The organism is Legionellales bacterium (genome assembly GCA_026125385.1).
GTDB lineage: Bacteria > Pseudomonadota > Gammaproteobacteria > JAHCLG01 > JAHCLG01 > JAHCLG01.
Map to the genome: position 1 here is coordinate 33542 of JAHCLG010000004.1, position 20361 is coordinate 53902.

Sequence of the window (20361 nt, forward strand, 5' to 3'; positions counted from 1 at the left end):
ATTAATTGTTAACAATATGAATGTAAGAAGTTTCACGTAATTTTTTTACCCATTTATCGACCGCTTCACCCATTTTGCGCGCATATAGCATATTTTCCGCTTGTTGCGGAGTGATCGCATTATTACTGCCAGGTTTCGCGGTTATTTTAATGAGTTTAATTAAGTGAAATCCATTAGCAGTTTTGATAGGGCCGGCAATTTGATTTTTTTTCATCGCTTGCACGGTGGAAGCAAATACCGTTGGCAAATCGGCAAGCGCGCGAAGACCTAAATCCGTGACATTTAATGAATGCTGTGCGGCTAATTTTTTTAAATCGCCTTGATTTTTTGCTGATTGCAATAAGGTTTCAGCTTGGGTTTTTGCGGTTTGCCATTGCAAAGACGATGCATTATCGGCAACAGGAATTAATAAGTCTTGAACTTGATATAATTGATTGGCAGGATCATGCGGTAATGTTTTTAAAAAGTGATCAACTTCTTTTTTATTTAATACCACAGAAGAACCCACAGCGGCTTGCTGAACTTTACTCACTAAAATTTGATCGCGTAGTGTTTTTTTATAGGAATCATAGCTAATTCCACTTTTAATGATATAGGCCCGCAGTTGATCAATCGACATATGGTTGGAGGCCGCAATGCGTTTAATCGCTTGGTTTACATCGTTATCGGTGACTTTAATGCCTGCTTTTTCTGCACTTTGTTTTTGCAGTAACTGATCGATCATATGATCAAGCACTTGTTGACGTAATTTTTTTTCGGAAGGTACAGGGCTATGCGATTCTTGTAATTGACTACGAATAATTTGTACTTGTTGATTTAATTGCACGTCGGTTATGACATCGTGGTTTACATAAGCAATGATGCTATCGAGTGGTTGTGGTTTGGCATAAACCATTATTGCGCTCATCATGCTTAAAAAAAAGATGAATACGTTACTGATTCTTTTCATGATCGTGTCCTATGATTTGTAAAAATATCGTTGTAACCAGGAATTTCTGAGGCTAACAAAGAATTGCTTCCCTGATTACCCACTCCACCAATGCCTTTTAACATGATTTGGAAATAAATCCGCTTATCGTAAATGCCTTGGTGAAATTGATTAAAGCCCGTAAATTGACGACCCGTCACAACTCGCGCTGCCCAACAGCAGGTGTCGTATTGTAACCCATAATAAAAACTTTTTGCATTGGCAGAATTCAAGATATTTTCATTTGAGATTAAGCCTAACATGCTGATTTTGGGCGTAACATACCAATTTGCACCTAAATTCAATAAATTGGCCGAACCTGCTAAGGTAGTTTGATTATTACTGGTGAGTCTCACTGAACGCGTATAGGTGTAATTGAGGTAAATATCGTAGTATTGGCGATGATGCGAGGACAGCGTGACGGAGCTATCGGTAAAATGGTGTTGATAAGGGTCCCAGGCAATATCGCTGCTTAATTCCCAATCTTGAATTAAGCTAAAGGTAATTTTACCGACAATGGGTGAGAAGGCTTTGGTGTAATCATAATTGCTGATGAATAAACATTGATCCGTCGCACAATTATTAATAGTGACTAAGCGATGCTGGAAATAACGAATTTGACCAATACTCACGCGCATTTTTTCGATACCATTATCGCCATTTAAAAATCGCGAGGTTACGCCGTAAGCGATTTGATTAGCATCGCCAATGCGATCAAATCCAGAAAAGCGATTGTTTCTGAATAATTGATCGTAAGTTAAGGTTTGCAACAAACTATCGAATACTGGAATGGTATTTTGATTTTTATAAGGCACATATAAATAATGTAAACGTGGTTCTAATGTTTGAGTAAAGTTTTGGGTCAATAATGATAAATTTCGTTGCAAGACCAAACCACTGTCGATGGAAAAAATAGGTAATGTGCGATCTATTTTGGTTTGTGGCCATGTAGGGCTATTGAATAAATCGTATTGAGTCGCATCCAGTGATAATTGCGGCGTAATGTGTCCTGCTAAAGACGCTACGGGATAACTGAATGTCGGTTGGACATGCCAGCGATAGGCATCGGCATAAGCAAAACCTGGCGATAAATCCGGTGTTAAATAGTGAGTGGTGTTAGGGTCTATGCCAAAACTGTGGGTAAAACGCACGGCTTGGGAATCTAAGGAAAAATTAGCGCCCATAATAGGAAAAGGGGCGACATAATTAGCATCGAATTGCGGTAAACGCGCGTACTGATTAAGAAATACCGGATAGTTAACGGGATGTAATGTTTGATAGTGTTGTAAAAGTCCTGCTAAAAACCAATCATCACTTTTATATTGAATATAAGCTTGTTGCAATAATTGATTTTGATAATCGGTATTGAAAGCCGTATTATCGAAATCTTGAAAAAAATAATCATCACTAACGTGATTAAAATCCAATATTGCCGAAACATGACGATTTATTGTAGAGTCTTGATGCCACGAAATATAACGACGATCGTGACTAAGTTTTTCTAAATGATTTAATTGGTCAGGTCGCAAGGATGGATATTCACTGGGCAATTTAGCTAAAAATTGGCTGAAAGCGCGATCGTTGTGAATAAATCCGAGATTTAAATAACCCGTGCTAGATTGAGTTAAATAACGTGTTTGGGTATCCCAAAATATTCCGCGCTTAGTATAAATATTTGGTGTGAGGGTAAAATCGAGATTGGGCATTAAATTAAAATAAATCGGTAACGCCATATTCATTCCCGATTGCGAAGAATAATGAAAGCTGGGATACAAAATGCCGGTTTTTCGACGTTTATCAATAGGGAAATTAATATAAGGCAAATACATCACCGGAATATTTTTTAAATACAGCCAAGAATGAGTGGCAACACCTCGTCCAGTAGTGCGATTTAACGTTAAGTGTTGTGCTTGCATATGCCAAGAAGTATTTAAGGGGCTACAGGTGCTAAAGCTGGCATTTTTTAAGATAATTAATCCTGGATTGACCTGATGGATTAAATAGGCCTTGCCCCAGGCACTAAGCCCCACAATTTTTTGTTGTTGAGGGCTTATTGCTTGTAGATTAGCAGTTTGATCTAAAGCAAGATGGTAAATACCTTGATGAAAATGCGCTTCTTTAGTATTTAAAATAACTTCTGCCGATTCACCCCGTAACAATCGCCCTGGCGTGCGTAATATCACATGGCCGCGTAAATGAATGAGATTAATTTTATGCGTTGTGGGATCGCGAATTAATTCTGCTTCATCGGCGGTGATGCGTCGCCCAGGTTCACTGACAATAGCGTGTTGTAAAATAGAAGTGCCTTCTTCGGAAAATAAGACTGGCCCAAGTCCTGTGACTTGAATTTTTCCTGCGGCTAAGGGTTCTGTTGATTGAGGTGCTATGCTTAAATTAGGTTCTTGATAATATCCCTCACACAAATTGCTTTTAACGGCCGGTGTCCAACCCAACAATTGCGCTATCTTTTTACTAGCGGTTTGGGTATCCTTGGGAGCAGCAAATAGGGTGGGGATGAGCGCTATGATCATCGCACTGATCCCGAGAAAAATTCGGTGGAAACCGCTTCGTCGCATTCACCTAAAACCCTACTTTTGGAAAAATGGGACTGTACCATAAAAAAAGTCATAAACGCAGCTTTTTAGGAAAAATGTATCATGGTGTCGGTGGATTCCGTAGCAGTGCTTGAACAACGTCAAGCAGATTTAACAGCATGGCTGAGTCAACAGCTTGACATAAATGATCTTGCTATTTTAGCAGACGATTGCAGTTTTCGACGTTACTTTCGCGTAAAAACGCCTAAAGGCACATTCGTGGCGATGGATGCACCGCCCGATAAAGAAGATTGCCGACCTTTTGTTACTGTGGCCCAAGTTTTTTCTCACTATGGAATTAAGGTTCCGCGTATCTATGCGCAAAATCTTGAAGAAGGTTTCTTATTGCTCGATGATTTTGGCGATCGCGTTTTACTATCGCAATTAAATTCGCAAACGGCAGAATCCTTATATCGTTTAGCGATTGATGAATTATTGCAAATACAAACGATTGAGCAACAGCAACCCTATTTATTTCCACTGTATAATGGCGAGTATTTAAGAAAAGAAATTAATTTTTTCCAAGAGTGGTGTTTAGAAAAACATTTATTTCTAACGCTTACTCCAGCAGAACAACGGATGATCGATACTACATTCGACGCGCTAATTAAAAATGCGGTAAGTCAACCGCAAGTGTGCGTCCATCGCGATTATCATTCACGCAATTTATTAGTATTAAATTCCCAAGGCATTGGGGTTATCGATTTTCAGGATGCCATGTGGGGGCCTGTGACTTATGATTTAGTGTCTTTATTAAAAGATTGCTATATCACTTGGCCGCAATCGCTAGTAGATAATTTAGTCAATTATTATTATCAACACGCCTACGATCGCCATTTAATCGCCGTAGATAAAGCCACATTTGTGCGTTGGTTCGATTTAATGGGCGTGCAACGTCATTTAAAAGCGATTTATCGGTTTGCGTTAAAATTTCGTCGCGATGGTGCGAGCGCGTATTTAGCCGATATTCCGCGAGCATTAAATTATGTGTTGGATGTCGCCGCTCGTTATGCAGAATTAACGGAATTTAACGAATATTTGCAGAGCGTGGTGTTACCCACATTAAACCGCAATTGAGAAATAGAGCATGAAGGCAATGATTTTAGCAGCCGGTCATGGTAAACGTATGTTGCCGTTGACTGAGCATACAGCGAAATGTTTATTAAAAATCGGCAAGAAAAGTTTAATTGAATATCATCTCGAGGCCTTAGCGCGCGCCGGGATCAAAGAAATTATTATTAACGTCGCTAAATGGGCATCGCAAATTCAAACAGCGCTCGGTGATGGTTCGCGATATGGTGTTACCATTGAATATTCCTACGAAGGTGAAGAACCGTTAGAAACTGGTGGCGGGATTTTACACGCACTACCATTAATAGGCGATGATCCCTTTTTAGTGATCAGTGCGGATATTTGGACAGATTTTCCATTTGCGCGTTTAATCACCGCTCATCAATCGCCACTGCATTTAATTGTGGTGCCAAATCCTCCGCATCATCCTCGTGGAGATTTTCAGTTAATAGCCGGGAAATTATCATCAGGGGAACAATCGCGTTATACCTATGCCAATATAGGAATTTATCATCCTGATTTATTTCGTGAATGGCAAAAATCCAGTTTTCCCTTAGTTGAAATTATTCGCACGGCAATGAATCAACAGTACGCGTACGGTGAATTGTATAATGGCACATGGATTGATGTTGGCACGCCACAGCGGTATGATGCGTTACAACGAGAAATGCTCCATCAACAGGAATCTGAATGAAAAATATTTTTACTCAACATCCGCATAGTCAAGGAATGAATTATTGGAGTCATTTATGGCGGGCATTTTCTTACAGTTTTCGCATGCTCGGTGCCGCCTGTTTAGGAATTATTCATGGTATTTTTCCTTTTATGTGTAAAACATGTTTGAGTGATGCTGCCATTAAAATGGCAAAAGAATTTAATGAGTTTAACGAAAACGATCGTAAGCCGTAGCCTGGAACGGAGCGCAGCCTGTAGCCTGGAACGGAGCGTAGCCCGTAGCCTGGAACGGAGCGCAGCCTGTAGCCTGGAACGGAGCGCAGCGAAGATCCAGGATCGAAATTTTAAAATTTCACCAAACCTAAATCCCTTCGCAACAGATATCCAGGTTAACTAATATTAAAATCTCCCATTTAAATTTTATTACATTTTAACCTTGAAATGAAATTTGAGATCGATTTATTTTACTGTTTCGTCCTGGATCTTCGCTGCGCTCCGTTCCAGGCTACGGGCTACGCTCCGTTCCAGGCTACACGCTAGGCTACGGCTGAGTAATAAAATTACGAATTAATTTGCCAATCCCGTGTGTTTCCACTAAAAATGCATCATGCCCATAGCTGGATTCATATAAATGAAATTGACAATTTACCCCGGCTTGTTGTAATAATTCATACAATTCTTGTTGTTGGAAGGGTTCAAATAAGGTATCGGAACTTACGCCAATCACTAAAGTTTTTGCCGTGATCAATTTTAATAATTCTGTAGGATTATTTGCATTGGCTGCAATATTAAAGTCATCCATGGCTTGAGTTAATAATAAATAACTGTTGACATCGAATGAATCAGTAAATTTACGCGCATTATAATCTAAATACGTATGAATATTGCGTTGATTTTCTGGATTTTTTTCTAATTGTAAAAAGCGATGATTTAATTCCTGGGTATTGCGATACGTTAAATGCGCTAATTTACGCGCTAATTGAAAACCTAATAATTCTTGAGTTTCTCCTTGCTGCCAGCGTGGATCTAAACGAATAATGTCACGTTGCATGGTGCGAAGTGCAATATTACTGGGATACGATCGATAACAGGAAGAAATGGAGATCAATTGATTCACCCGTTGCGGATAACGAGTTGCTAAATCTAGAGAAATCATTGCACCCATTGAAGGGCTGACCACAGCATGCAGCATTGCAATATTTAATTCATCTAATAAACGTATTTGAGATCGAGTGATATCGCTAATCGTAATATTAGGAAATGTATTACCATAGATTTGTGAGGTTTCAGGATTTTGCGTTAATGGGCCACTGCTGCCATAGCAACTGCCTAAATTATTAATACAGATCACAAAAAATTGTTGAGTGTCGATGGGTAAATTCTCTCCGACCATATTTTCCCACCACCCGGGTTGTGGATTAAGAGCATGGGATTTAACGTGGGAATGTGTCGATAACGCATGATGAATTAATATCACATTATTTTTTTGCGAATTTAATTTTCCATAGGTCTCAAAAGCCAAGGTTAAATTGGGTAGCACCTTGCCATTTTCCAAGCGTAAGGGTTCTGGCGAGTGAAAAATATATTTGCCATCCGCGGTTTGTGTTATCCTATTCTGCATTTAATACTACCTGTATTGCTGGGAGTGAGGAAATGGTGTCTCACCAAAGTTTTATTGATCGAATCATTTTGCGTGTCGATTCTGCATTGCGCACTTTAACGGCTAATTATCCAGCGAGTCAACGTTCTTGTCCTGATCAGGCGATTGCCGAAAAAGAGTTAACAGACAGCGAGCGCAAACTCAGCAAGGCCTTGATGCGGGTGAATCATGCGGGCGAAGTCAGTGCGCAAGCGTTGTATCAAGGTCAAGCACTCACCGCACGCGATCCGGAAATTCAACAAGCGTTAATGCAGTCGGCTCAAGAAGAGAACGAGCACCTTCATTGGTGTGAAAATCGTTTGCAAGCATTAAATGGGCGCACTAGCTATTTAAATCCGCTGTGGTATTTAGGGTCGTTTGGTCTGGGTATGGTGGCAGGTCTCGCTGGCGATAAATGGAGTTTGGGTTTTTTAGCGGAAACCGAAAAGCAAGTGGTCGAGCATTTAGAACATCATCTCGAAACAATCGCCAGTGCCGATGAAAAATCGCGGGCGATTTTACAACAAATGCAAGAAGACGAAGCCCACCACGCCAGTGTGGCGTTAACGTATGGTGCAGAAGAATTACCCTTAATCATTAAAGATGTGATGAGAGTGATGTCGAAAATAATGACGACGACGGCGTATTGGATCTAAGAGCCTGTTCAAAATTTCCAATCTTGGTCATAAACTGCCGATTTTCTGTGCTCCGGAGCTCATTTACTGACGTGTAAACTGCGCTCCGGTGCTCAAAAATCGGCAGTTTATGACCAAGATTGGAAATTTTGAACAGGCTCTACGAACCGATTTAAACAGGCAGGTAGAACGATACCAGTGCGCTATATTATGTTAGGAATATGGATCAATTGCACGACGTTGCCATCGGGATCGTAGCAATAAAAACTGGTGGTACCATCGCGATGTTGGCGAGGCTTAGCTTTTATTTTAACGTGATGATGACTTAAAAATTGATACCACGCTTCGACATCTTCCGCTTTTTTTAATACAAACCCAATATGATCTAAACGTTGTTCGGGGGCAAATAATTTATTACCCAAATAGCGATGTAGCGCTACATTATCGTAACCTGAGCTCAAATAGACATTATCATCATCGGGCTCCCAATCAATCTCTAATCCTAATAATCGATGATAAAAATCGCGACAGGCATCTAAATCCTCAACAAATAAAGCCACATGACGCATGCCTAAATGACTGGGTGGACGAGTCGACATGGTAGAATTTTCCGTGAATAAAATTGCTTGAAAGTCTAGCACTTGTTATGATTTCTCTCAATCGCTGAACGCTATTCAAGACAAGAATATTAGTTCGGCAATTAAGCCTAACGCTTAAGCGTGAAGAATTTATTTTTCATTTTCAATACGACAATTTCGAGGATGTTATGATGGATCAAAATCAATTAAAACGCGCAGCAGCGCAAGCGGCATTAGCTTATTTACCGCGCGAAGGTGTGTTGGGTGTGGGAACAGGCACCACCACGAATTATCTAATTGATTTATTAGCTCAACATAAGGGCACCATTGAAGCGGCGGTGGCCAGTTCCGAACAAACCGCGCAGCGATTAAAAGCCAGTGGAATTTCCGTGATTGAATTAGCGCATGCGCATGAAATTAGCGTTTATATCGATGGTGCGGATGAAGTAAACGAAGCGGGATTGTGTCTTAAAGGTGGCGGTGGTGCACTCACGCGCGAAAAAATTGTAGCAAGTTGCGCAAAACAATTTATTTGTATTGTCGATGACACGAAATTAGTGGATGTATTAGGAAAAAAACATCCTGTCTCGATTGAAGTTCTACCCTTAGCGCGTTCTTTTGTTGCGCGCGAAATAGTGAAACTCGGTGGCGAACCGGAATATCGCGAAGGGTTTAAAACCGATAATGGCAATATTATTCTAGATATTTATAATTTAAATTTAACCGATCCCTATACGTTAGAAGCAACCTTAAATCATATTCCTGGTGTGGTAGAGAATGGCATTTTCGTCAAACGGCGGGCGGATATAATTTTAGTAGCGGGTATGCAGGGGGTTAGGGAAATTAAGGTACGATAGATGGTTTGCTCTGAAGAAATCTAATTTTTATGATTTCAAAACTGCACGGGGAGAAAGTAATTCTTCTCGTTCTTGCATCAATTTTAAAACCTCTTTTGTGCATTGTTCCGTTCTGCTGGGTGCTTTTTTACCGAAGAGGAAAGCAATAGGAGCGCTTGGTTTAGAAAATGCGTTAGGATAATAGCTTTGAGTAGTTAAAGTCGTGGCCTTAGTAGCATATTCATTAGATTTTGTTAAGTTTTCTAAAAATGTGATTTTATTATTTTTAATTGTTATTTGATAATTATAAAATGGAATAAGGAAGTGTTTTTTTAGCCAAGAAAAGGGGTTGTAGAAATTTTCTGATAGCACTTTGCAATCTCTTATTTTTGTTTTGTATTCCTCAATTTCACTCTTTAATATTCTAATATGTTCTTGAGCCTTCTCCATAGCACTCAATTGCAACTGTTCATGCTGAGTTAAGCGTTTCGATAAATTATCATTTAATTTCTCTTGGCATAACCGATAATGTGGCTCAAAAGGATCTGACCTATTGGTAGTTGTGGGCGCAGTTTCGCTCCGCGTTATTTTAAATTGAAAACTTTGATAAGGTCTTTCTATTAATTGATCACTAATATTAGTTTCCAGCTCACCGCGTAAATAAAATTGGTGTTTAACATTGTTAAGTTGATGAGTGTGCTTGCCATCTTGATCTAAAATTTTTTCAGCAAAAATCCTTTCTGATAAAGTAATTCCATTGAACATATAATGAATATTAATCTCTTTATCAGGCATATTATTTTCAACGCTAATCCGAAAATCGGATGAATATTCGATTGACACTAGGTAAGTTTGGATTGTTGCAAGTAAGAATTTACCAGTGAGATAATAGTCATCTATAAAGGGATAACCGCTAAGCTGAATTCGTGAAAAATTTTCGTTGCTATGTTTTGAATATTCACAACAAATTTCAGTTCCAGGATCTGAAAACGCCATTATATCACCTCTATACTTTTGTTATTCTGACCATTCATTATTCTTTACCTTTTTGGTAATTCTCTTATGTCATCTGTTAATTAGATTGTAACCGAACTGTTACAGCAAAGATAACTGGAAATCTGCGCTTGATCATATCAGCTTTTTCTTACAGTGGCATGTTTTTTGGTTAAGGTTGATACAGTTTTTCAGCTTAGATGGAAATAGAGGGCGTAGCGGGGGATAAGAGCTGAGTAAAGTGATTCATTACTCGAGATCTCAACTCAGTACCACGAATTCTATTAATAATATTGACCAATATGGGAAGATTTTCAACTTTTGAAAAATCAATATCGGAAATCACTGACAAATCCATTTTTGAGGTTTGCATGATTTCTCTGCGAAAGTCGTTTAACGATTGATTAATGGCATCGGCACGATGAGGCTGCTGGATATATAACTGTGGTAATAGCGATTGAAATTGTTTGGCTGCGTGGATTGGCAGCACGTTAATTGAAAAGAGTTCATTGTTTATAAATTCTAGGAAGGGATTTAAGTCGACTAAGGAGGTTTTTTTCTCTTCATGAACAGGACGACGACTTTCTTTGCGGTTAAAAAAGCCAAATAAGTTAATTTTAGATTGCGTTTTAATTTCAGTTTCAATCGACATAATGGTATTACTTTATTCTCAACAAGTTATAATTAGCGCTAATTCCTTTAGCCCATACTGTTTATTTTACTATAAAAACCTTAAGGTTATATTAAAAATTGGCAGAATTTTTATGGATCATCCTTAAGTTCTCGTGATGTTCTCCTTTAATGAGATCATATTACCTGATCGGGAAGAAGAGTCAAGGCCAAATAAATGGTTGCATTTATTATAACTAGTCATAATAGGAAAGATGTCATGACTACCCAAGCAAAGGCGATTCGAGAAGATATACTCCATGCCGTTAATAAACACCCTCATGATTTAGTAACCAATACTATGCAAAAGTTTAACGTGACACGTACCACGGTATTGCGTTACATCCATCATTAGTAAAAGCAGATATTCCGTATTTATCAGCGCGAAAATCCTCAACTGACGATTACCCATATTAATGCTAATAGCGATATTGTATTCATGATTAAACGCACACTAGCCACTTATTTTTAATATTATATATAAAAATCAATGAATTATATAAAGCAAGCTCATCCGTCGCACCGTAATGTTGGTTACCGTGCTTGCGCACCTAAAAGTGTGGTGTATAATCATGGTAACGAAATCAATGGTGTAACCAATGAATACAAACTATTTCACAACGAAAGTCGCTACTAAGTTAACTTTTTGTAATCGCCAGAACGAAACTAAAGTTCTAGCCAGTAATATTCATAAAAATCAGCATACCGTAGTGGTGGCGCCGCGCCGCTATGGAAAAACTAGTCTCGTGGAACAGACATTGTTGCAAATGGGACTGTTATATACCAGGGTTGATTTATTTTGTGTGGTGTATGAAGAAGATATTTGTCGGAAAATAGCTAAGAGTTTGTCGAAAGTGATCCGCGAAATGGTTACCTTTTCCGAGCAAGCAGTTCGTTTAGTAGAACAATGTTTTAAATCTGCCTCAATTGGAATTAAAGCGGGAGCAATAGAAATTAAAGTAGAATTTGGAAAAACCAATAATGCTATTAGCCAGTTAGAAGATTTATTAGAAGGAATAGAGCATCTGGCACAAAAAAAAAATAGAGCGGTGGTGATATTTTTTGATGAATTTCAAGATGTATTAAAAGCAGATGATACAAACAAAATACAAGCCACTATCCGAGCTGTAGCACAACATTCTAAATACGTGACTTATGTTTTTTCAGGCAGTTCGAGAATGATGTTGAATAAAATTTTCGATGATAAAAAACAACCATTGTATATGCTTTGCAATAAAATTATCTTGGAAAGAATTAGTTCTGAACATTTTCATCAACATATTAAAAATGCGGCACAAAAAAAATGGCATATTGAGTTAAAAGATGAAATCATAGATGAAATTTTAATGATCACAGAGTGTCATCCTTATTATGTCAATTTTTTATGCGATAAATTATGGGATTTCGACATGGCTCCGTCATTGGCACAAATAACCCAATGTTGGGATCAGGCCTTGCTTGAAAATAAAGGAAAAATTATTGCCGATCTCGAACATCTTAATACTAATAGGACAAAGGTTCTTACTGTGATTGCATTACTGGGTATAGTTAGCGAACCGAATAGCAAAATTTTCTTAGATCAAGTGAAATTACCACTCTCCAGCACGCAAAATGCTGTGCAATATTTATTAAATCATGATTATCTCTACGAAACCAAGGACGGGCTAAAATTAATAGATCCTTTGATGAGAAAATTTATTGCAGATAGATATCTCAATTAGTTTTAAACTTAGCAACAAAGCCTAAAATTCAAGTGTGAAGAGTATAGGTTGAAAATCCAGTCGTATTGAGTCTAGAGTTCATAATAATATGCGTTCAATCCCACCCCGATTCACCTTGGCAATGAAATTCTCTTGCCAATGTTCACCCAATAACTGCGCGATTAATTCCACAATAATGTAATCTGTGGTGATCCCGGTGCTGGATTGATAATTGCTTAAGCCTTTTACGCAAGCAGGGCAGGTGGTTAAAAGTTTAATATTATTATTCACCACTTTATTTTCCCCGGATAATTCACGTATGCCTTTGCTAATTTCCTGCTCTTTACGAAAACGCAATTGATGAGCAATATCAGGGCGAGACATGGCTAAGGTTCCGGCATCTCCACAACAACGCTTAGAGGGTAAAATAGGTTGTTGCATTAAGGTTTCAGCAATTTTTAAGGGTTCATAATGTTTAATTGGTGAATGACACGGGTCATGATATAAATATTGAGTTGATGCAGAAGGTTTAATTTTTACATTTTTTTCAAATAAATATTCATGAATATCCATAATTCGACAACCCGGAAAAATTTTATCGAATTGATAATCTTGTAATTGATCGTGACAGGTTCCGCATGAAACAATCACGGTTTTAATATCTAAATAATTGAGGGTATTAGCAACGCGATGAAATAATACTCGATTACGTGTGCTAATTTCCGTACCTTTTTGCGCATCACCTTCAGCTTTTTGCGGATAGCCACAACACAAATAACCCGGTGGTAACACCGTAATGATACCTAAATCAAAAAGCATAGCCAAAGTAGCCAAAGCCACTTGACTGAATAAACGCTCAGAACCACATCCAGGAAAATAAAATACCGCTTCGTTTTCTGCAGTTATTTGACTAGGATCGCGTAATAAGGGAATAAATTCTTCATTTTCAATGGTTAATAATTGGCGAATGGGTTTTAATTGCATGGAATTCACTAAGGGCTTGCGCATAAAGTGAATAACTTGTTCACGCACAGGCGTTTTTCCAGTGGTAGCTTTTGGTAATGGCTGCTCGTGTAAAAATGGTTTAATAAATTGATGAATTAAACGTTGCACACGACTGCCCCAATTTAAAAATAATTGCCGCTGCAATTTAATATTCATAGGATTTTGAGCATTTAAATACATCATCGCTAAACGCGTGCCAAGCTTTGGGCGGCGTTGTTGGCGTTGGCGTAAAATTTGGCGCATGCGAATAGAAACATCGCCAAAATCAATATTTACCGGACAAGGTGCTAAACAATGGTGACAGGTCGTACAATGATCTGCAATATCATTTAAGGCGTCGAAATGTTGTAACGAAATGCCGCGCCGCGTTTGTTCTTCATACAAAAATGCTTCGATAATCGCACCTGTCGCTAAAATTTTATCGCGAGGTGAATAAAGTAAATTAGCGCGCGGAATATGGGTTTGACATTTAGGTTTACATTTTCCACAACGCAAGCAATCTTTAATAGCTAGATTTAATTCGCCTAATTCGCTGGCTTTTAAAATTAAGGCTTCTTGTTCTAATAAGCTAAAAGAAGGAGTAAAGGCACGATCTAAAGCATAAACATCTAATAATTTATCGCGATTAAATAAGTGGGTTGGATCGATTTTATTCTTATATTCTGCAAAATGATAAATTGCTTGATTACTGACAAAGGGTAACTTAGTAATTCCAATTCCATGCTCACCAGAGATCACCCCATCTAATTCAATCACCTTGCTCATAATGCGTTTTACAATTTTTTCTGCGCTATTTAACATGTCATAATCATTCGAATGAACAGGAATATTGGTATGAACATTACCATCGCCTGCATGCATGTGAAGCGCAATAATAATTCTGGATTTTCTTATTTGTTGGTGAATGGTATCGAGTTGATTACGTATCGTTAAATAGAGATCACCGGTAAAAATATATTTTAACGGCTTTTCGATGGCTTCGCGATAGGAGATACGAATGGCATGACGCTGTAATAATTCAAATAATGACTGGCTACCCGAAGTTTCGATGTCTTTAGGTAATAATTTTTTAATATTTTTTAAAGGACGAGTTAAGTGATCTAAATAGTGTTGCCATAGTTCTTGCGTTCGTGACAATACTTCTTGAGCCGCTGCAATTTTTTGCTGGAGAATATGTTGAGATTCTTCGTCCTGATTATTGACTAATTTTTTTAAATAATAAGTGACGGCATTAATAATATGCATTTTATTAATAATGGATTGCTCAATATTAATTTGCTCAATAAAATTACTGTATGCGGTTAAATGATTCAGTGGAATAACCACGTCTTCATTAATTTTAAAAGCATTAGTATGAGCAGCAATCGCCGCAGTTTTCGATCGATCAAGCCAAAAGCGCGCACGGGCTTGTGCGCTGATGGCAATAAAACCTTCACCATCGCGACGATTGGCAATTTTCACTACGTCAGAAGCCATTTTTGCTAGAGCATCTTCATCGTCACTGACTAAATCACCAATTAAAATCATTTTGGGTGATCCATTGCGTGAGGCTTTAGTTGAATAACGCACGGCCTTAATGTAGCGCTGGTCTAAATGTTCTAATCCTGCCAATAATACAGTTTTTTGATGTTCTAAAAATTCTTTGATTTCAATAATTGAAGAGACAGCCTGACTTAAATCATGGCCAAAAAATTCTAAACAAAAGGTACGAATAAAGGCAGGCTGTCGATGTAAAATAAACGTTGCTGAAGTAATAATGCCATCACAACCTTCTTTTTGAATACCAGGAATGCCAAATAAACATTTATCGGTAACATCTTTGCCCAAACCAGCTTTACGCAATTCTTTTCCAGGTATCGTTATAATTTCAGGTTCTGCTAAGAGTTTATGATGATGTCCATCACGACGAGTTAAGCGAAATTTCACGGTTTCTTGTAAATGAATTTTTCCAAAATTATGATTTACTCTTTCAACGATAAGCCAATTACCATCAGCCGTCACCATTTTCCAGCTTGCTAAATTATCAAGTGCCGTACCCCACAATACCGCTTTTTTGCCACCGGCATTCATTGCAATATTACCGCCAATTGTACTAGCATCTTGTGACGTGGGATCAACGGCGAATACGCAGTGATGCTGGGATGCTAACTCAGAAACTCGCCTCGTGACGACTCCCGCCTCAGCTGTCACCGTTGCCATTGCAGTTTCACACCCTGGCAATATTTGTTGGTGAATGGCGGATAATTTTTCCAATTTTTCTAAATTAATTACTGCAGTAAAAGGGTGTAGTGGAATGACTCCGCCAGTATAACCCGTGCCACCCCCTCGAGGAATAATGATTAAATTTAATTCATGGCAGGTTTTGACTAATAAGGGAATTTCATCCTCTCGATCGGGTTTTAACACCACAAAGGGATATTCGATGCGCCAATCGGACGCATCGGTGGCATGAGAAACTCGCGATAAACCATCAAAACAAATAGTATCGTGACGTAAAATTTTACTTAAACGTTTTTTGATAATCTTACGTAAATGTCGTTGTTGTTGAAAATGAGTGGCAAAGCGGGCAACAGCTTCTCGACATTGCTGGACTAATTCGAGCGTCAGTGTATTATTTTCAGCGCGTTGAATAATTTGATCTAGGCGATGATGTAAAGCATGATATAATGATTTCCAACGTTTTGGATGTGTTAATAAATCATCCTGAATAAAGGGATTGCGCGTAATTACCCACATATCACCCAATACTTCAAACAACATCCGTGCCGAGCGTCCCGTTTTTTGTTCATTGCGTAGTTGATTAATGGTTTCCCAAGCATGACTATCGAGAAACCGCACGACAATTTCGCGATCGGTAAAGGAAGTATAATTGTAAGGTATTTCGCGTAAACGCATGCTAATTCGCTAACAAAAATTGATAACAATTAACTTTACACAGTCTACACCGATATTACGAGTTTTTTATGCAAGAACAATTATCGTGTTTTAAACGGGAATTAAAAGCAATTTTTCTCTTGGCAAGTCCATTGGTGATGGCGCTGCTGGCGCAAATGGGAATGGATTTTGTCGATACGGTGATGATGGGGCGTTTAGGTCCCGATGCCTTGGCAGCAGGCGCATTAGGTGTCGCTATTTTAGGATTTTTATTCGTCGGCTGTATGGGATTTGGCAATGCCACCGGAACCTTAATGGCACGTAGCGATAGTGCGGGACGCAAAAAAGTCACCATTTATTTATTGCATCAAGCCTTATGGATTGCTTTTATATTAAGTTTACCGTGTTTTATTTTATTATGGTTTGTTCCAGATATTTTAATTGCCTGTGATTATAATCCCCAGTTAGTAGAAAAAACTCGTGTGTTTCTTCACGCACTACAATGGGAGTTATTACCCGGTTTATGGTTTTTGTGTTTACGTGAATTTGTGAGTGTCGCCAATCGTCCGCGAGTCATTATGATTATTTCCATTATCTCCATTCCCTTAAATGCCTTAGGTAATTATATACTAATGTATGGAAAGTTGGGTTTACCGGCGCTGGGCATTGCAGGTATTGGTTTATCCACTACCATTGTGAGCATACTCGCTTTTTTAGGCGCATTATTTTATATCGCTAGCAATTCACATTTCCGTCGCTATCCTATTTTTCGCCGTTTTTCTTGGCCAAAGTTACACTATATGCGAGAAATTATTCGCATTGGTTGGCCAATTAGTGTGATGTTATTATTTGAAGTGGGATTATTTGCGCTTGCTTCGTTGATGATTGGGCGTTTTGGTACCATTCAATTAGCCGCTCATCAAATCGCACTGCAATGTTCATCCATAGCCTTTATGTTTCCACTTGGAATTGCGCAAGCGACAGCGATTCGCGTGGGACGAGCGATGGCAACGAATAATCCGTTATTGGCGCGGCAAGCGGGTTATGCCGGTTTGTGTTTAGGATTGATCTGTGCGAGCACAACATTATTATTTTTCGTCGCCACCCCTTATTATTTAGCTCGCATTTATTTACCACCCGACACTCACGTGCATCGCGCCGTATTAACGGTGACCACGACTTTTTTATTAATTGCCGGATTATTTCAACTCTTCGATGCCATGCAAGTGATCATGAATGGCTGTTTGCGCGGGTTAAAAGATACTTTTATCCCGATGTTACTGGGTCTTATTTCCTATTGGGCGATTGGGATCAGTTTCGCTTACCTCTGTGGATTTATCTGGAATTTACAAGGTGAAGGAATTTGGTGCGGTCTTGCCGTGGGAATTTTTGTTTCTGCAATATTACTGTGGTTACGCTTTCACTGGAGTACGTCCAAATTAATTCAAGAGTTTCATCACGATAAAGTTGCAGCGTAAGTTGAGAGCTTATATGATTTAAATGTTTAGGTGAGGGCGGGATTGTTGCATTGAAACGTTTTTTTAGTTTAATAATAATATGTTGTTGGATTACCGCGGTATTCAGCATAAATTTAGGTACATTAACCTTGCGTGATGTCGTAATGTTGGCTTTGCGCAACAATCCGCAGGTGCAGAGTTCAGAACTCAATCGTGTTAACGATAAATATAAAGTTGCTCTGGCGTATTATCAGTTTCAACCGCAGTATTCCTTGCAAGGTTCAACATCGTATCAAGATACCAAAAATGCAGGTGTAAAATCGTATTCTAAAAACTCCACCTTAAATCCCGCGGTTTCAATTAATAGCCCGTTAGGAACAAATTATAATATCAGCATGAATAATAATTATGTTAATAATTATAATCCGGTGGTCACCGCGACTATCACCCAACCTCTGCTGCAAGGTTTTGGCACAGATGTAGTTTTAAATGATTTTTTTACCACGTTGGAAAATGAAAAAATTAATCGTATGGGTTTTCGCGATACCATCACGCAAACCATCGTTGATACGGTAAATTTATATAATCAATTAATCTCAGCCCAGCGCAGTTATAAAATTCAACAATTGCAACTAAAAGAATCGGTAAAATCTGCTGAAGATACGCAAAAATATATTAAAGCAGGAACAAAATCCAACATGGATTATATTCAGGCACAATCGCAAGTGGCCAATGGCCAGTTGAGTTTAATCAGCAGTCAAAACAGTATTCAACAAGCCAAAATTGCCTTATTACAAGAATTAGGTTTAGAACCCGATACACAGTTTAATATTGTGAATAATTATACGCTGCCTGCGCTAAAAATTCCCAGTCAAGAACAAGCCATTCACATGGCACTCGCTTATAATAATAGTTATCAAAGTTTAATTATTCAGCGTAAAGCGTTAGAACGCGCTTTAATTATTGCGAAAGATGCTGAACGGTGGAAATTAGATTTAAAAGCCACGGCAACTACAGGATCTGCTTCGGGCAGTGGCCCTAATGCTGGCTTTCGTTCGCTGTTTAATGGCTTAAATAATTCCCGATCTATCGAATTAGATTTAACGGTACCGCTCGATCCTTTGCAATTACGCGCGAATATCGTTAGTGCCAAAATTGCCTTAGAAGAAAATACGATTAATATTGCTAATACCAAGCGCTCCGTAATTTCGCAAGTGATTAACGCCTATCGCGATTTAGATATTAATAAACGGCAAATTGATTTGGCAATCAATGCTGAAAAACTGCAACAACAAGTATTAGATAATTCACTAAAACAAAATAAATTTGGTCGCGTTTCGCAGTTTGAGGTTAATTCGAATCGGCAACAATTAATTCAAGCACAATTAAATGTAGTAACGGCAGAAAATAATTATTCCAATAGTTTGGAAACATTTAGTCAATTAATTGGGGTTAGTTTACAACGTTGGGGATTGAGGTTGCGATATTAATGATTACGATTAAAAAAACAGTATGGATGCTTATTTTTTTCAGTCTTGGCTTAACGGCGTGCTCTTCACCTAATAAAACCAAGAGTATAAGCACAAATATTTATACAGTCAGTGCTCGCGATCAAGTAACGCCTTTGTATTTTACAGGAACAATAGCACCCTTAGAAATTGTTAATATTGCTTCACCTGTGGATGGAAATGTTAAAAAACTATATTTTCGATATGGCGAGCGTGTTAAAAAAAATCAAGAATTATTATTATTGCAATCTGATAAACTCATGACAGACTATCAAACGGCACTTACTTCATTTTTAGAAGCCAAAGATAAATATTTAGCAAGCAAAGTGCAAATGGAAGGTACGGAAGAGTTATATCAGGCAGGATTGATTCCAAGAAATGATTATCAAAATGATAAAAGTAATTTAGCTGACAATTATTTGTCGTATACTCAGGCCGAAAATAAATTAAAAAGCATTTTAAAAAATGCCAAGGGATTTTTAAACGAAGATGCAGATATTACGCAATTAAATTTGGAAGATGAAGCAGAAGTACAAAAAGCATTAAATGTAAAATTAAACGAGCTTTCTATTCAAGCCAGTAATTATGGAATAATTTTAATGCCAATTAAAGAGGGCGGCAGTAGTAGCGATGATTCAGCAAAAATATTACGCGAAGGTAGCCAAGTAAAACAAGGACAAACGTTAGTGTCACTGGGCGATTTTAGCGGCTTATCGATTAATATTAATGTCAATGAAATTAATATTAATGCCATTAAACCAGGACAGGCGGTGAAAGTAACGGGTGTTGCTTTCCCTGATATTACCCTCGATGGTAAAGTCATGAGCATTGATGTGCAGGCTGCCGCCGCAGAAAATGGCGGAGGATTACCCACATTTCCAGTAACTATTGTTGTGCCTCACTTAACACCACAGCAACAAGAAACCATTCACATCGGCATGAGTGCGAAGGTCGAATTATTTATTCAAAATGGCAAACAAATTATGATCCCGATTAAAGCGATTGTAGAAAAAAATGGCCAGAGTTATGTGCAATTGGTTACCAGTGAAAATCCGTTAAAAACGCAAGAAGTCTTAGTGCAAACAGGACAGCCCGAAATAAACGATGTAGTGATAAAACAAGGCTTAAAAGTAGGAGATAAAATTCTTGTTAACCATTGA

At 38.3% G+C, this 20361-nt stretch carries 16 protein-coding genes; 9 read left to right on the top strand and 7 right to left on the bottom strand.

The window, feature by feature from the left end:
* Position 1 precedes the first annotated feature (1 nt).
* Positions 2–949, bottom strand: a complete 948-nt coding sequence (locus tag KIT27_02515; protein ID MCW5588516.1) for a SurA N-terminal domain-containing protein — start codon at positions 947–949, stop codon at positions 2–4.
* Positions 946–3498 (bottom strand): LPS-assembly protein LptD, encoded by a 2553-nt coding sequence (locus KIT27_02520; GenBank protein ID MCW5588517.1) that lies wholly within the window; start codon positions 3496–3498, stop codon positions 946–948. Before KIT27_02520 ends, KIT27_02515 begins: the two co-directional genes overlap by 4 nt.
* A 126-nt stretch (positions 3499–3624) precedes the next feature.
* Here KIT27_02520 and KIT27_02525 point away from each other — a divergent pair, with 126 nt between their 5' ends.
* Genes KIT27_02525 through KIT27_02535 form a run of 3 tightly spaced genes read left to right on the top strand, consistent with a single transcriptional unit; the run spans position 3625 to position 5541 of the window.
* On the top strand, positions 3625–4638 hold the full coding sequence (locus KIT27_02525) for a phosphotransferase (protein MCW5588518.1): 1014 nt from the start codon (positions 3625–3627) through the stop codon (positions 4636–4638).
* A 10-nt stretch (positions 4639–4648) separates the two neighbouring features.
* Entirely contained in the window at positions 4649–5326 is a 678-nt protein-coding gene (locus tag KIT27_02530; GenBank protein MCW5588519.1) for a nucleotidyltransferase family protein, read from the top strand.
* A complete protein-coding gene (locus KIT27_02535; GenBank protein ID MCW5588520.1) occupies positions 5323–5541 on the top strand; it encodes a hypothetical protein in 219 nt (72 codons plus the stop codon). The genes KIT27_02530 and KIT27_02535 overlap by 4 nt, the downstream gene beginning before the upstream one ends.
* Positions 5542–5848: 307 nt before the next feature.
* Here KIT27_02535 and KIT27_02540 read toward each other — a convergent pair whose 3' ends face one another.
* Positions 5849–6928 carry a homoserine O-acetyltransferase gene (locus KIT27_02540; GenBank protein ID MCW5588521.1) on the bottom strand — a complete coding sequence of 360 codons (1080 nt, stop codon included), beginning with the start codon at positions 6926–6928 and terminating at the stop codon, positions 5849–5851.
* A 35-nt stretch (positions 6929–6963) separates the two neighbouring features.
* On the opposite strand from KIT27_02540, the gene coq7 reads away from it, so the two are divergent.
* Entirely contained in the window at positions 6964–7602 is a 639-nt protein-coding gene (gene coq7, locus KIT27_02545) for a 2-polyprenyl-3-methyl-6-methoxy-1,4-benzoquinone monooxygenase (protein ID MCW5588522.1), read from the top strand.
* Positions 7603–7784: 182 nt separating this feature from the next.
* Here coq7 and KIT27_02550 read toward each other — a convergent pair whose 3' ends face one another.
* On the bottom strand, positions 7785–8180 hold the full coding sequence (locus tag KIT27_02550; protein ID MCW5588523.1) for a VOC family protein: 396 nt from the start codon (positions 8178–8180) through the stop codon (positions 7785–7787).
* 170 nt (positions 8181–8350) lie between these two features.
* Between KIT27_02550 and rpiA the strand changes: the two genes are divergently transcribed.
* Entirely contained in the window at positions 8351–9016 is a 666-nt protein-coding gene (gene rpiA, locus KIT27_02555) for a ribose-5-phosphate isomerase RpiA (protein ID MCW5588524.1), read from the top strand.
* Positions 9017–9043: 27 nt separating this feature from the next.
* Here rpiA and KIT27_02560 read toward each other — a convergent pair whose 3' ends face one another.
* Together KIT27_02560 and KIT27_02565 are read right to left on the bottom strand one after the other, a co-directional pair.
* Positions 9044–9991 carry a hypothetical protein gene (locus tag KIT27_02560; GenBank protein ID MCW5588525.1) on the bottom strand — a complete coding sequence of 316 codons (948 nt, stop codon included), beginning with the start codon at positions 9989–9991 and terminating at the stop codon, positions 9044–9046.
* A 193-nt stretch (positions 9992–10184) separates the two neighbouring features.
* On the bottom strand, positions 10185–10640 hold the full coding sequence (locus KIT27_02565) for a hypothetical protein (GenBank protein MCW5588526.1): 456 nt from the start codon (positions 10638–10640) through the stop codon (positions 10185–10187).
* 616 nt (positions 10641–11256) lie between these two features.
* On the opposite strand from KIT27_02565, the gene KIT27_02570 reads away from it, so the two are divergent.
* Positions 11257–12378, top strand: coding sequence for a hypothetical protein (locus KIT27_02570; GenBank protein ID MCW5588527.1), 1122 nt, complete (start codon positions 11257–11259; stop codon positions 12376–12378).
* Positions 12379–12456: 78 nt separating this feature from the next.
* On the opposite strand, the gene KIT27_02575 is transcribed toward KIT27_02570, so the two are convergent.
* Positions 12457–16257 carry an FAD/FMN-binding oxidoreductase gene (locus tag KIT27_02575; protein MCW5588528.1) on the bottom strand — a complete coding sequence of 1267 codons (3801 nt, stop codon included), beginning with the start codon at positions 16255–16257 and terminating at the stop codon, positions 12457–12459.
* Between the two features lie 68 nt (positions 16258–16325).
* Between KIT27_02575 and KIT27_02580 the strand changes: the two genes are divergently transcribed.
* From KIT27_02580 to KIT27_02590, 3 genes are read left to right on the top strand one after another with little or no spacing between them, the layout of a single operon-like run.
* Positions 16326–17714, top strand: a complete 1389-nt coding sequence (locus KIT27_02580; protein ID MCW5588529.1) for an MATE family efflux transporter — start codon at positions 16326–16328, stop codon at positions 17712–17714.
* A 50-nt stretch (positions 17715–17764) separates the two neighbouring features.
* Entirely contained in the window at positions 17765–19183 is a 1419-nt protein-coding gene (locus KIT27_02585; protein ID MCW5588530.1) for a TolC family protein, read from the top strand.
* On the top strand, positions 19183–20361 hold the full coding sequence (locus tag KIT27_02590; GenBank protein MCW5588531.1) for an efflux RND transporter periplasmic adaptor subunit: 1179 nt from the start codon (positions 19183–19185) through the stop codon (positions 20359–20361). Before KIT27_02585 ends, KIT27_02590 begins: the two co-directional genes overlap by 1 nt.